The organism is Pseudarthrobacter ribosi (assembly GCF_055412865.1).
This window is the reverse complement of record NZ_JBVAYZ010000026.1, coordinates 52,750-64,753: the sequence shown is the minus strand read 5'-3', so window position 1 is coordinate 64,753 and position 12,004 is coordinate 52,750. Positions and strand designations below refer to the sequence as shown.

Here is a 12,004-nt window from a genome sequence, read left to right as displayed (position 1 = left end):
CCCGGTGGAGCTTGCGGAACCGGGGCTAGACGGGGTGGAGCGGACGCCTAGAATCCGAAGGACAGCAACCAAAAGACGTCGAAGACGTAAGTCAGGGCCAGGGCGGGCCGGAGCTCTGCGACGGCGCACCCTGGACCCCACAGCCGGCCGCGCCAGCGGACGCCCGAATGGGTGCGAGCCCTGCGAGCATGCCCTTCCTGAGTAGGGTGAGGGCATGACTGAGCCGGCTGCGTGTGATAGCCGCCCGGGCCGTGCGGGGCGCGGTGTTGGGCTGGATTCTCCGCGGGTCCTCCGGGTCCTGGCCGTGGTGTTCACAGTTGCCGCAGCGGGGGCGCTGGCGCTGGTAGTCCTCGATCTTGTGGTTGCCCGGCCGGCAGCGGGCGATGTCTTCATTACCGCCCTGAATGCCCTGGCGGCGTTCCTGTTGTGGCGCCGGGTGTTGGAACAGTCCCGGGCATGAGGAAAGGCCGGCACCAAGGTGCCGGCCTTTCCGGGTTTTCCCTCTGCAAAGGAAATTTGGGTGGGCAGCGTCTCGCTGCCTGGTGGTTAGAGGTTGTGGTGTTCCTGGGCCCAGCCGATGTTCGCGGGCCCGGTTGGTTCGCCGGCGGTGAGCAGGCGAATTTCGATGACGTCTTCGGCCAGGCAGGGCTCGGCCGCCGGCCTGTCGTCGTCGGTCAGGATGTATTCGGTTCCCATGCTCACGCTTTCCTGGTCGGTGCAGTGTTCCTTGGGTTCACTGTAGCCGTGGTTTCTACACGCTAGCTGGGTTCCCGAGCTGCGCCCGCGCGAGCGTCAGGCGGCCGGCGGAGCGAAGCGGGGGAGGCCGCCCCGCCACCGGCAAAAAGGCCGGGCCGGGATCTCATGATGATCCCGGCCCGGCCCTGTCCTTTAGTTGTTGTTGTGCCGCTGGTAGGAGGTTTCCGGGTCGCGGGCGACGTCTGCGACTGAGCCGCGGTTGATCAGTTCCTGCAGCAGCCCTGCCAGCCGGAACCCGGGCGCGTCCGTGTCCGCGTGCTTGAGGTACCGGCTGCCCTGGGTGCCGTTTCCTTTGAGCCATTCCAGCCAGCCCATCAGGGTCAGCATCGGTGCGCGCTGGCCTGCCGGGACTGCCTTCATCAGCTCGAACGCGATGGACTGGGCCCGGTCCACCCGGGTCCAGTCCGGTCGTCCGCTGAAGGTCCCAAGGATGACGTCGGCGAAGTTGCCGTTCTGGGTGGTAATGGTCTCGCGGAACAGGAAGTCCCGGACCATTTTGTGCTGGAACGCTCCCGCGATGCTCCGGGCCGTGTCGCTGTCCGGGGTCCCGGTGCTGTCCAGCACGGCCGCCCACGCCGCGCATGCTTCCTCAATGTCCGCTTCGCTGCCTTCGGGTGCTTGTACCGGCATGGCCCAGGCGCCCAGCAGGGCGGGGTTATAGACGTCGATGTCCGTCGCGCTGCCGAAGAAGGTAAACGCCGCGTTGGCCTGGCTGTCAGTGATCTGCTCCAGCGGGTGCTCCTCTTCCGTGCCGAACTCCGTCCAGTGAGTGGAGGTCACGAGCCAGACGTTCCGCACCGGCATCCGGGCGGCGGCCAGCTCGGACACCAGCGCGGCAACGTGCGCGGCGTAGGGGCAGCTGTCCTGATCCTCGTCGGTGTAAACGACAACGTAGGACGCCGTAGCCTTGTCATCGTTGGCGGCGTGGCTGGTCAGCGTCTGCGCGTAGTTGCCCGGCTCGACGTGTTCGGGAGCATCCACCCGCAGCGTCGCCCCGAGGGCACCGGCCTGGGCGGTGAGGACCACGAACGATTCCGAGGGCGTGATCCCCAGCAGGTGCGGGATGGTCGCCAGCAGGTCCGCGGGACCGGTGAGGTTGATCTTTTCAATCATGGTGTTGCTCCTTTTGCAGAGGATTTCGGTGGGTGGGGCGGCTTAGGTGACCGGCCAGCTTCCCCTCTCCCCCCGTTGTTTTTTGGTTGCTGGCAAGCTCGCTTGCTCGGCGGCCGACGGAGCCCTGTCTACCCGCAGGGCAAGGGGCGGGAAATTCCTGGAGGGAATCAGCGACGCAGGAGCGCCGGAGGGACATTTCCTGCACCGCAGGCCCCGGTGGAGCTTGCGGAACCGGGGCTAGACGGGGTGGAGCGGACGCCTAGAATCCGAAGGACAGCAACCAAAAAACGTCGAAGACGTAGACACGGGCCAGGGCGGGCCGGAGCCCTGCGACAGACAGCACTGGACCCCACAGCCGGCCGCGCCAGCGGACGCCCGAAAGCAGTGTCGTTGAACCCGCGGTGCCCGCGGGCCGGGCCGGAGTTTCCCGTTCTGCCTTCGGGCCCGGGACTTGTGAGCGGGCGGGTCCTTCACTTCGTTGTCACCGGCGGCTGTTAGGGTCCGGGCATGGATGAACTGTTGCTGGGACCGGGCCCTGCTGCTGGACGCGATCTGTCGGACCGGGCCGGTTTCGACGCCGGCTTCCTCGGTGTGCCGGTGCCTGTTCCGACCCTGGCCGGGGTCGAGACGGTCCTTCTGCCCTACACGCATTTCTCGGTGCTCATGCGGCTGGACAAACGCCTGGCCGCGGTGGCGGCTCTGGGGATTGACGGGGCGAAGCTGATCGAGCTGGACCGTTCCGGCATCCGCTGGCGGCTCGATCCCCGGCTGGGCGAAGACCAGCAGACGGGCGAGCGGGTTTACGCCCGCAACGACATCGACCGCGGCCACCTGGTCCGCCGGGCCTCAGCCGTCTGGGGCGAGACCCGGGACGAGGCAGCCCGCGCCAACGAGGACACCTTCCACTACACGAACGCCGCGCCCCAGGCGGCAACGTTCAACCAGGGCCTGGGCCTCTGGCTCGGCCTGGAAAGCTATCTGCAGGAGAACGCAGCCGACAACGGCCGGAGGCTCGTCGTTTTCACGGGCCCGATCTTCAGTGTCACCGACCCGGCCTACCGCGGTGTGAACATTCCGCTGCGGTACTTCAAGGTCGCCGTCTTCCTCCACCACGGCGACCTCGCCGCAACCGGCTATATTGTGGACCAGACACCCGAGCTCGCGAACCTGCCCGACGTCCCGCGGCCCGGCGCCATCGACGAAGCTCCCCCGCTCGGCCCGTTCCGCACCTTCCAGGTCCCCGTCCGAGACATTGCCGCACTGACAGGGCTGACCTTGGATCAGCTCGTGGCCGCAGACCGGATGCCGATCGCCCGGGCGCTGACCAGCGCCCCGGTCACCTCCACCTGGCGACGGCTGACCTCGCCGCTGGACCTCGACCTGGACTTCGACCTCATCGGCACGGACTGACATCCCCGACCTGACCTGACCCGGCCCCGGGAGCCACCCCGGAAAGGCAGGCTCCGACGGTGGCAAAAGCAGCAGTCTGGGCACGGCAAAGCCCTGCCACGGCCCCCACCTGACCTGGCCGCCGGGCCGCAGCAGCGGACGGCCATAAGCACTGTCCTTGGTCCCTGGGGTTCCCGCCCCGTCTCGTGGGCAGGGCCGTGGCAGGATGGGGTCCATCATGGACAGGCGGTTGCGGCGCGCTCCCGACGCGGAATGGGTGTTGATGTACCGGCTCGGGCTGAGCCGGAAACGCATCGCTGAGCTCGTGCGCGTTCATCCCGCCGTCGTCGGGTACCACCTGGTCATCGCCCGCCGCCGGGATCTGGAGCTTGAGACCGAACACCAGGCCGCTGCCGGCGCCAAACGCGGTCCCTCCCCCAGGAAGCTTGCCCGGATGGAGGAGGTCATCGCCTGGATTACGGCCGAGGGCCGGCTCCCCCGTGGCCACTCGGAGGACAGGGGTGAACGGTCGATGGCCCGGTGGCTCTCTGATCGTCGGCGCGAAGCAGCCGAAGGCACCCTTGATCCGGCATACCGTGACGGACTCGCACGGGTTCCGGAATGGGTAGGGAACCACCGGGCGGCTGCGGACGAAGCCAGGTGGCACGACCGTTTGGGCGAGCTCGTGGATTTCCGTCAGGAAGGCCACGGCTGGCCACGCCACCACGACTATGACTCAGAGCGTGAACACACCCTCGGGGTGTGGATCCACGCCCAGCGGTACAAACGGCGCCGCGGCGACCTCGACCCCGTGAAGGTCAAGCTCCTGGACGATGCCGTTCCCGGATGGCAGACGGGGAGAACCCGTGGCCGTCCTCCCCTCCGGTAAGCGGGAGGGCGCGCCTCCCGCCGGCCAGCGGTCATGACGTCAGGACTGCTAGTAGACTCAGGTCGGCTCTCCAGTCCCCCCAGCTTGGAGAGCCGGGAGCCTCCGCGTTTGAGTCCTGGACTCGCGCGGAGGCTTTTCTCATCTACCGGCAGAAGAAGCCCGGGCTGCTGCCAGTTGGCGCTGAAACCGGACGCGACCCCGGAGAGGGAGCGTCGATGACCGGGCCGGGGCCCGTCAGGCGGCCGGCGCGACGCCCCGGATTGCCCCGGTCGGGCGGCCGGGAAGGGGCGCGATGCGTTCAGGGACGGGGTGTGGAGTCGGTTGAGGACGTCCGGCAGGGGGTTCCAGCTCGGCGAGCGGGAGTTCTCGGTGGATGAGGTAATCGCACGCTGCGGGGCCGGTCATCCTCAGATCCGGGCAGCGTCGTCCACGGTTTTCTATGGGGACATTGGCTGCGTGTAATCCGGCTCTGAACGCCCTGCCACTCACGGGTGCGAACCCTTCGAGCCCGCACCAGCTCAGGTACAAGCCGTACAGTTCCTCCACGCTGAGGCCGTCCCCGCCAGGATCTGCGGCGACGCATTCAGTGAGGAAATCTTCCAGTGGTGTCTTCGTCATCGTGGCCTCCTGCATCCTGGCGGCATTGCCGCTCAAATGAAACAGCAACAGCGTGAATGTGAAGCATGACCAGCCCAGAAACGGACGTAGAACACTAAGAATCTAGGAGCGCTCTTTTCCCCTGTCAACCAGATTTTCCGCAGCAAACCCGGTGGACCACGGGTGCCCTGGTTCTCACAAGGTGTGGGGCGCGCCGGCCGTCGACGAGCGTGAAGCAGGGCCGCTGCGAGGGTCCCGCCAGGTTGTGCCCACTGGGGTCAGGCGGAGCCCTCCGCACAGCTCAGGCTGTCCCCATTGGCGTACAACCTGTCCCCTCTTTGATCGCCTGAACCTTCGATAGTTCCTTTGTCGGGGCCACGATGTAGGCTTAAGAAAATCGAACATATATTCGAATAAAAGGTGTGTTGTGGGCGTTATTGTCGGTCCCCGTGTGATAGATGCGGGCGCGTCGTTGTTGTCGGTGCTGATCTCTCCGGTCGCTGTGGCGGCCGGGTATCCCTCGCCGGCGCAGGACTACTTTGATGGCCGGATCGACCTGAACGAGCACCTGATCAAGGACATCACCAGCACCTATGTCGTGCGGGTGTCGGGGGAGTCGATGGTCGGCGCCGGGATCAGCGACGGCGACGAACTGATCGTCAACCGGGCCCTGGAACCGGTGGACGGGTCCGTGGTCGTCGCGGTCCTGGACGGGGAGCTGACCATCAAGCGGCTGCGGATCACCGGAACCGGGGTCGTGCTGCAGGCGGAGAACCCGGCCTACCCGGATATCCGGGTGCCGTCCTTATCCGATCTCGTCGTCTGGGGCGTCGCGACCCGGTGCCTTCACCATGTTTAAGGCGCGCTATTGCGTTAAACTGGAACGTTGCCGGCACGGGGCAAGCAATGTCTAAGCCGGCCCTGATGCGGCATCTGCCGCAGATCGCGCATGTGGATGTGAACTGTTTCTATGCCTCGGCCGAGCGGGCGTTCGACCCGTCCCTGGAGGGCCGGCCTGTGATCGTGCTGTCGAACAACGATGGCTGTGCCGTCACCCGCTCCCCCGAGGCCAAAGCCCTGGGTATTGCCATGGGTGAGCCGTGGTTCAAACTCGCCCCGCGGGCCAAGGAATGGGGACTCGTGGCCCTCTCGAGTAATTACGAGCTCTACGGGGACATCAGCGCCCGGGTGATGGAACTCCTCGGCCGGTACTCGGCCTGGCTCGAGGTCTACAGCATCGACGAGGCGTTCCTCGGCGTCAAAGGAACCCCGGACGAACTCGTGGGCCTGGGCCGGGACATGAAAGCCGCCGTGCGGCGCAACGTCGGGGTGCCGGTCTGCGTGGGGATCGCACCCACGAAGACCCTGGCGAAGCTGGCGAACAAGTGGGCAAAGAACAACCCGGCCTTCGGCGGGGTCTGCCACTGGGACTCCGTGCCCGCCGCGGATAGGGAAGGACTGATGCGCCGCCTGTCGGTGATCGAGATCTGGGGTGTCGCCACCCGGCTGACCAAACGCCTCAACGCCCTCGGGATCCACTCGATCCTGGATCTGTCGCGGGCGGATCCGGTGATGATCCGGGACCGGTTCTCCGTGGTCATGATGCGCACCGTCCTGGAACTGCAGGGAACCCCCTGCATCCCGATGGAGGAAGAACGCATCGGGCGGGACCAGCTCATCTTCTCCCGCTCCTTCGCCACCCCGATCACCACGGCGGCCGGGATCCGGCAGGTCATGAGCGTCTACGGCCAGCAGGCCTCGGCGCGGCTGGCCAAACACGGGCTCCAGGCCAAGGTCCTCACCGCGTTCGCGGGCACCTCACACTTCAACCCGAAAGACACCTCCTACCCCTCGGTCTGCGTGCCGCTGCCGATGCCGACCGCGGACCCGGTGATCCTGACCAGGGCCGCCCACGCCCTGCTGCCCCGCATCTGCGAGGGCATCCGGTACGCCAGGGCCGGGATCATGGTCACCGACCTGCGCCCCACGGGCAACCAGGCACCCCTGGCCCTGTTCGAGAACCCGCACGAGGAACGCCACGTCGGCACCCTCCTGGAAGACATCACCCGCCGGTACGGGCGCGGCTCCATTGGCCTGGGCCATGGCGGCATCCGCGGCGGGCCGGACTGGATCATGAAACGGGACATGCTCTCCCCCCGGTACACCACCCATTGGGACGAACTCCCCCTCGTCAAAGCCGCCTAACCAAACTTCCCCCGCACGACCGCACCACGAAAGAACGCACCCCCATGACCAGCACCATCGAAGCCCCAGCCCAGACCAACGAGCTTCAGGTCCGGACCGACCCGGCCGGCAAACCCCTCGCCATCCGCCACGACGGCCGGATCTGGCTGGTCGATCCCGACACGGACTCCCAGCACTGGTTCGGACGCGACGCCTGGTGGGACAGCCGGCGCACAGCAGCCGTCGGCAGCGGCGACCTGGTCAGCATCGAATATTGGCGGGTCCAGGTCCGTCCCGACACTCATTCCTCCCTCCGGACCGCCACGCTCCGCCGGGAACCGCTCTCCACCCAGTGGCTCCTGGAAAGCATCAGCGACGCCGACGAAACAACCGAAGAAGAGTGAACGGCCAACCCATCAACGATCAAACGTGGGCAGCGATCCGGGCGGAATTCACGCTGCCGGCCCTCGAGCAAGTGCACCGCCGGCTCTCCGAGCTCATGGAAAACCCCGAACCGGTGATGCGCCAGCTCATTCGCGTCTTCCTTGCCGACGGGACCTTCTGCCCGGGATTCCAGTTCCTCCCCGGCGGGCAGCTCCAGCCAACCGTCACGGCACTCTTTCAGCGGGCGATGGAGCTGGAGCTCCCTCACAACTACTTCGCCGTCTGGATGATCACCCCGTCCAAGGCCCTTGCCGGAACCCGTCCCGTAGACCACCTGAAAGGTGGCCCCGATCCCCTGCTGCGGGCGCTGGAATCCTACCGCTGGCGGTAGCGCAAACCGGACTTGCGGCTAACGCGGCTGGCCACGTCTTTGCCAAGTCCGGTGCGGGAGGTTCCGGCATCCCTGAATGATCCCTGGCGACAGGGCCCTCCCCTGGCCGCTATTGGTCTCCACCGGCGCCCGGGCGGCGTTCTGCATTCTTCGCGTCGCGGGCCTGGGTGAGTTCGGCGCGCAACTGGTCGATTTGGCGGCTGTAGGTCTCGTGAAGGTCCTTGACGCGCTGATCGCCATGGATGCGCTCCCGCTCGACGTCTGCCCGTGCTGCTTCACGCTCCGCCGTCAGCGTTGCCACGGTGCTGCGCATATCGGACACCGCCTCGCGGGCGGCCTCAAGGTCGGCACGGACACCCGCCAGCTGACCCCGTACCTCTTCGGCCGCGGACTCCTCGCGGTCAGCGCGCGCAGTTTCCGCCTCAACCCGGCTCTCGGCCGCTCCCGTGCGCCGCTCCGCCGCCACCCGAGCCTGTTCCTCTGTCCCGGCCCGTTCGGCGGCGGCGTCACGTTCGCGTTCGGTCAGTGTCAGTTGCGCACGTACCCCTTCAAGGTCGGCCCGCAGGCCGGCACTCTCGGCTTGCGCCAGCTCCCGTTCGGTAGCGGCCGAGGAATTGGCCTGCTCAAGTTCCATGGTGAGCCGCTCCCCCTCGGCCCGTGCCGCATCCAGCTCCTCCTGGATGCCTGATAGGTTCCGGGCAAGTTCTTCACTCGTTCGCGTTGCTTCTTCAGCTGCCGCGTCGGCCTCAGCCTTCTCGGCCTCAGCCCGGCGCTGGGCCTGCTCGGCGCGGCTTGCCCGCGCGTTCGCACCCGCGACCTGCTCGGCCGCCTCGCTGGCTACCGATTCAATTTGAGCTTCTGCCGCTTCGGGATCACCCACCGTGCGCAGTTCCTCAACCAGGACCGCCAGCTGCTGACCCAGGTGCTCAATCATCCCGCTCACCTGGCCGCTGATCTCACTGGCCCGCTGACGTGCGGAATCCACCGGCCGGGCCTCCGCAACCCGGGCAGCGTTCTCGCTGGTGCGCTGGCGTGCCCGCCACGCCGACGCGCGTGTATGGGCCGGGTCGTCACAGTACTCCGGAGGCCGGCCGGTGCCGGCCTCGGCGGCCATCGCCGGGCGCTGACAGCCCGGGAACCTGCACGTACGCTCATCAACCTCAACGGTGTTCTCGCTCATAGAGTCATCATAGCGTCTTTCGTGTAATAACGAAAGACGTAACGGAATACGTAACGAAATACGGAACTTTTCGGACAAAAAGACGAATCTACTCCCCCCGCTGCGGGCGTTGGAATCCTGCCGGTGGCCGCTAGCGGCTGCTCTTGACCGCGCCAGCGGGGTGCGTAGCGTTGATCCATGGGACTCATCTACGACAACCCGGAGCTGGCAGCCCTGACACTGACGCGGCTCGCCGCGGAAGAATCCGAAGGCCCCGGCGCGCTGGAAGGGCGCATGCTCGACTATCTGAATGGCCTGGGACAGCGCAACGGCACCGCCTACCTCGAGCTGGTGGCCATCACCCTCGCCCGGGTCCACTTCAAATCCCTGGACGACCTGGCCCGGGCCACCGGCGCCGATTCTCATGCGTTGTTGGATGCCGCCGAGGTAGAGGCGCTGGAAGGCCTCGATGGCCGGTGCTAGAACGCCGCCCGGATCGGGGCTGCCGGCGGGCCTTGTCCCGCCGCTGAAGGTGGCGCTGGCCCGGGTCGTCACGAGGCTGCCACGGGCTGGTGCGTTGCCCGGGAGTCTGGTCTATGAGCCCAAGTGGGATGGATACCGCTGCGTCGTGGTCCATGACGATGCCGGGGTGAGCCTGTGGTCCCGGCAGGGCAAGGAGCTCACCGGGTACTTCCCCGAACTCACGGCAGCCCTCGCATCAGAGGTGCCGCCCGGGTGCGTGGTCGACGGCGAAGCCGTGATCTGGGCCGGGGGCAGGCTGGACTTCTCCGCCTTGCAGCAACGCCTGGGCGCCGGCCCGAAGACTCTCCCCGGAATTGTTCGGCAGGCGCCGGCCAGTTACGTCGCCTTCGATGTTCTGGCCGTGGCCGGACAAGATGCAAGGGCACTGCCGCTCAGTCAGCGGCGGGCGCTCCTGGAAGAACTGGCCCGCGGGTGGGCGCCGCCGCTCTCCCTCTCCCCCGCCACCACCGATCCGGACGAGGCAGCCAGGTGGTTTGAAGAGCTGCCCCACACCGGGATCGAGGGACTGGTCATCAAAGGCACCGACCAGCCCTACACCCCAGGTGCCCGTTCCTGGCTGAAACTCAAGCACCGCGAAACCGTGGAAATCATCTGCGGAGCAGTCATCGGCCCGATCACCGAACCCCGAGAGGTCGTGGCCGGGCTGGTTCTGGACGGGGAGCTGCGGATCGTCGGCAGATCCACACCCTTGAAGACGACAGCCGCGCGGGAACTGGCGCGGTGGCTGCAACCGCCCCGCGGCGCCCACCCCTGGCCGGCGACGGTGAAGGGCACCACCCTGGACCGGTTCAACCGCGACAAGGACCCCGTTGCCCTGACGCTGGTCGAACCTGTGGCGGTGGAAGTCTCCGCTGACACGGCCTGGTCCGGCAGGTCCTTCCGTCACCCGCTCCGCGTCCTCCGAGCCAGGCCGGAACTGTCCCCCGCGGACATCACCCTGCCCGACATGCTGCGCCCGGTTGGCCGGGCGCCGGCGAACACAGAAAAGCCGTGATCAGGGGGCCGGCTCGATGAGTTCCGGGCCGTTGTTGCGCACGCTGTTGACCCGGTCGGTGACCACCCTGGGTGTCAGGACCGGTTCAGGAATGGCGTCGAGCATCTCCTGCACCTTTTCCCTGTCCGTGGTGTCCGGGTCCAACCACCGGGCGTACATGCCGGGCGGAATGATGACCGGAGCCCGGTCATGGACGTGGCCCAGGGAATCGTGCGCCGTCGTCGTCAGCACGGTGCAGCTGAGCAGCCACCGGTGGGGGTCATCCTCGGGCAGAGTCGGGTCCGGCCACCACTCGTACAGCCCGGCGAAGGCCAGCACATCATCCATTTCGGAGTAGAGGTAATTCGGGATCTTCTTCCCGTCCTCGGTCTTCTGCCACTCGTAATAACCCTCCGCCGGGACCAGCGCCCGGCGTTTGAAAGCGGCCCTGCGGAACGAGGGCTTGTCCAGGATCGACTCGCTGCGGGCGTTGATCAGCCTCGAACCGATCTTGATGTCCTTGGCCCAGGACGGAACCAGGCCCCACCGGGCAATCAATAGCCGCCGGTCCACTGAGTCCTCGTCCAGGCGCTCCGCGATGATGGGCACGTCCTGGGTCGGAGCGACGTTCCAGCTGGGCGGCGGCGGGCTGCCCTCGACTTCTCTGGCCTCGAACTGGCTGAGGAGATCCCCGGTGGCCTTGGACATCACGTATCTGCCGCACATGGCTTTATTGTGCCCCACGTCGCCTTCACCGGAGGGCGAAACCGGGGGCGGCAAGACACGCTGCACCTCTACTGGACGATCCGCGGATCATTTATTACAGTCTTGCGGTATCGAATGCAGACAGACGGACACGACGTCCGGGAAGGGGGCGCACATCACCGCTGACCAACACCACCGACCCACTGTTTCATCCGCGAAAGCCCCTCTCCCGAGGGGCTTTCCTATGTGCCCGGAGTCCCGCGGCCGGGGCGGCGTGCACAGGCCACCTGACGATGGGTCCCGCGACCCTGGACCAGGGTGATCCAATCACACTGGGGTTCCCCGACCAGGGCCCGGTCCAACTCCGCAAAGGCGCGATGACCGAGGCATCAAGTTCGCCAGCGGAGAACACTGAACTCCTGGAATTCGCCAGCCTTCGTCAACAACGAACTGGCATCCGACACGAGTACGAAAGCCCTAAGCTTTTCTTATGGCACAAAGAGTAGTAACCCTTTTAGAAGATGACTTCGACGGCTCCAAGGCAAGCGAAACACTTTCGTTTGCCCTTGACGGCGTCGAATATGCAATCGATCTCAATGCTGCTCACGCACAAGAAATGCGTGAAGTATTCAGCTACTACACCAAAGCAGCCCGTAAGACCGGCGGGCGAGCTCGGACAGCTCGTCCAGCTCCCTCCAATGCCCGCGAAGTCCGGCTGTGGGCGGCCGACCAAGGCTTGCCAGTCAATACCCGCGGCCGTATCCAGGCTGACATCATGGAAAAGTACGAAGCCGCGCACTAAGGGAAGTACTTTCCAGATTTTAAGTTCAGCCAGCTGATATCGGCTGGGCAAACGCGGAAACCACCATCTGAGCATCGCTCAGGATACGTATCCGAGGCCAGAACTTATTCAAGTTCTGG

The 12,004-nt window shown here is 66.3% G+C and carries 14 protein-coding genes; 10 read left to right on the top strand and 4 right to left on the bottom strand.

What is annotated here, in order from left to right:
- Positions 1–214 precede the first annotated feature (214 nt).
- Positions 215–460, top strand: coding sequence for a hypothetical protein (locus tag ACZYZ5_RS18735; protein WP_463903763.1), 246 nt, complete (start codon positions 215–217; stop codon positions 458–460).
- An 86-nt stretch (positions 461–546) separates the two neighbouring features.
- On the opposite strand, the gene ACZYZ5_RS18730 is transcribed toward ACZYZ5_RS18735, so the two are convergent.
- Positions 547–696 carry a hypothetical protein gene (locus tag ACZYZ5_RS18730; RefSeq protein WP_463903762.1) on the bottom strand — a complete coding sequence of 50 codons (150 nt, stop codon included), beginning with the start codon at positions 694–696 and terminating at the stop codon, positions 547–549.
- 192 nt (positions 697–888) lie between these two features.
- Complete coding sequence (locus ACZYZ5_RS18725) at positions 889–1,869, bottom strand: DUF4192 family protein (RefSeq protein ID WP_463903761.1); 981 nt, start codon at positions 1,867–1,869, stop codon at positions 889–891.
- A 507-nt stretch (positions 1,870–2,376) separates the two neighbouring features.
- On the opposite strand from ACZYZ5_RS18725, the gene ACZYZ5_RS18720 reads away from it, so the two are divergent.
- From ACZYZ5_RS18720 to ACZYZ5_RS18695, 6 genes are all read left to right on the top strand, one after another.
- The gene (locus tag ACZYZ5_RS18720; protein ID WP_463903759.1) at positions 2,377–3,279 is read left to right on the top strand and encodes a DNA/RNA non-specific endonuclease; all 903 of its coding nucleotides are present in this window, start codon (positions 2,377–2,379) and stop codon (positions 3,277–3,279) included.
- 217 nt (positions 3,280–3,496) lie between these two features.
- Positions 3,497–4,147 (top strand): helicase associated domain-containing protein, encoded by a 651-nt coding sequence (locus ACZYZ5_RS18715; RefSeq protein WP_463903758.1) that lies wholly within the window; start codon positions 3,497–3,499, stop codon positions 4,145–4,147.
- A 1,024-nt stretch (positions 4,148–5,171) separates the two neighbouring features.
- Entirely contained in the window at positions 5,172–5,603 is a 432-nt protein-coding gene (locus ACZYZ5_RS18710; RefSeq protein WP_463903756.1) for a LexA family protein, read from the top strand.
- Positions 5,604–5,650: 47 nt separating this feature from the next.
- The gene (locus tag ACZYZ5_RS18705; protein WP_463903755.1) at positions 5,651–6,949 is read left to right on the top strand and encodes a Y-family DNA polymerase; all 1,299 of its coding nucleotides are present in this window, start codon (positions 5,651–5,653) and stop codon (positions 6,947–6,949) included.
- Positions 6,950–6,993: 44 nt separating this feature from the next.
- On the top strand, positions 6,994–7,332 hold the full coding sequence (locus tag ACZYZ5_RS18700; RefSeq protein ID WP_463903753.1) for a hypothetical protein: 339 nt from the start codon (positions 6,994–6,996) through the stop codon (positions 7,330–7,332).
- Positions 7,329–7,703 (top strand): hypothetical protein, encoded by a 375-nt coding sequence (locus ACZYZ5_RS18695; protein ID WP_463903751.1) that lies wholly within the window; start codon positions 7,329–7,331, stop codon positions 7,701–7,703. The genes ACZYZ5_RS18700 and ACZYZ5_RS18695 overlap by 4 nt, the downstream gene beginning before the upstream one ends.
- Before the next feature lie 109 nt (positions 7,704–7,812).
- Here the strand turns inward: ACZYZ5_RS18695 and ACZYZ5_RS18690 are convergent, their stop codons facing one another.
- Positions 7,813–8,883 carry a coiled-coil domain-containing protein gene (locus tag ACZYZ5_RS18690; RefSeq protein WP_463903749.1) on the bottom strand — a complete coding sequence of 357 codons (1,071 nt, stop codon included), beginning with the start codon at positions 8,881–8,883 and terminating at the stop codon, positions 7,813–7,815.
- Between the two features lie 177 nt (positions 8,884–9,060).
- On the opposite strand from ACZYZ5_RS18690, the gene ACZYZ5_RS18685 reads away from it, so the two are divergent.
- A complete protein-coding gene (locus ACZYZ5_RS18685) occupies positions 9,061–9,345 on the top strand; it encodes a hypothetical protein (RefSeq protein ID WP_463903748.1) in 285 nt (94 codons plus the stop codon).
- On the top strand, positions 9,332–10,399 hold the full coding sequence (locus tag ACZYZ5_RS18680) for an ATP-dependent DNA ligase (protein ID WP_463903746.1): 1,068 nt from the start codon (positions 9,332–9,334) through the stop codon (positions 10,397–10,399). The genes ACZYZ5_RS18685 and ACZYZ5_RS18680 overlap by 14 nt, the downstream gene beginning before the upstream one ends.
- Here the strand turns inward: ACZYZ5_RS18680 and ACZYZ5_RS18675 are convergent, their stop codons facing one another.
- Positions 10,400–11,104, bottom strand: coding sequence for an SOS response-associated peptidase (locus tag ACZYZ5_RS18675; protein WP_463903745.1), 705 nt, complete (start codon positions 11,102–11,104; stop codon positions 10,400–10,402).
- A 469-nt stretch (positions 11,105–11,573) separates the two neighbouring features.
- On the opposite strand from ACZYZ5_RS18675, the gene ACZYZ5_RS18670 reads away from it, so the two are divergent.
- Positions 11,574–11,885 carry a histone-like nucleoid-structuring protein Lsr2 gene (locus tag ACZYZ5_RS18670; protein ID WP_463883233.1) on the top strand — a complete coding sequence of 104 codons (312 nt, stop codon included), beginning with the start codon at positions 11,574–11,576 and terminating at the stop codon, positions 11,883–11,885.
- Positions 11,886–12,004 lie beyond the last annotated feature (119 nt).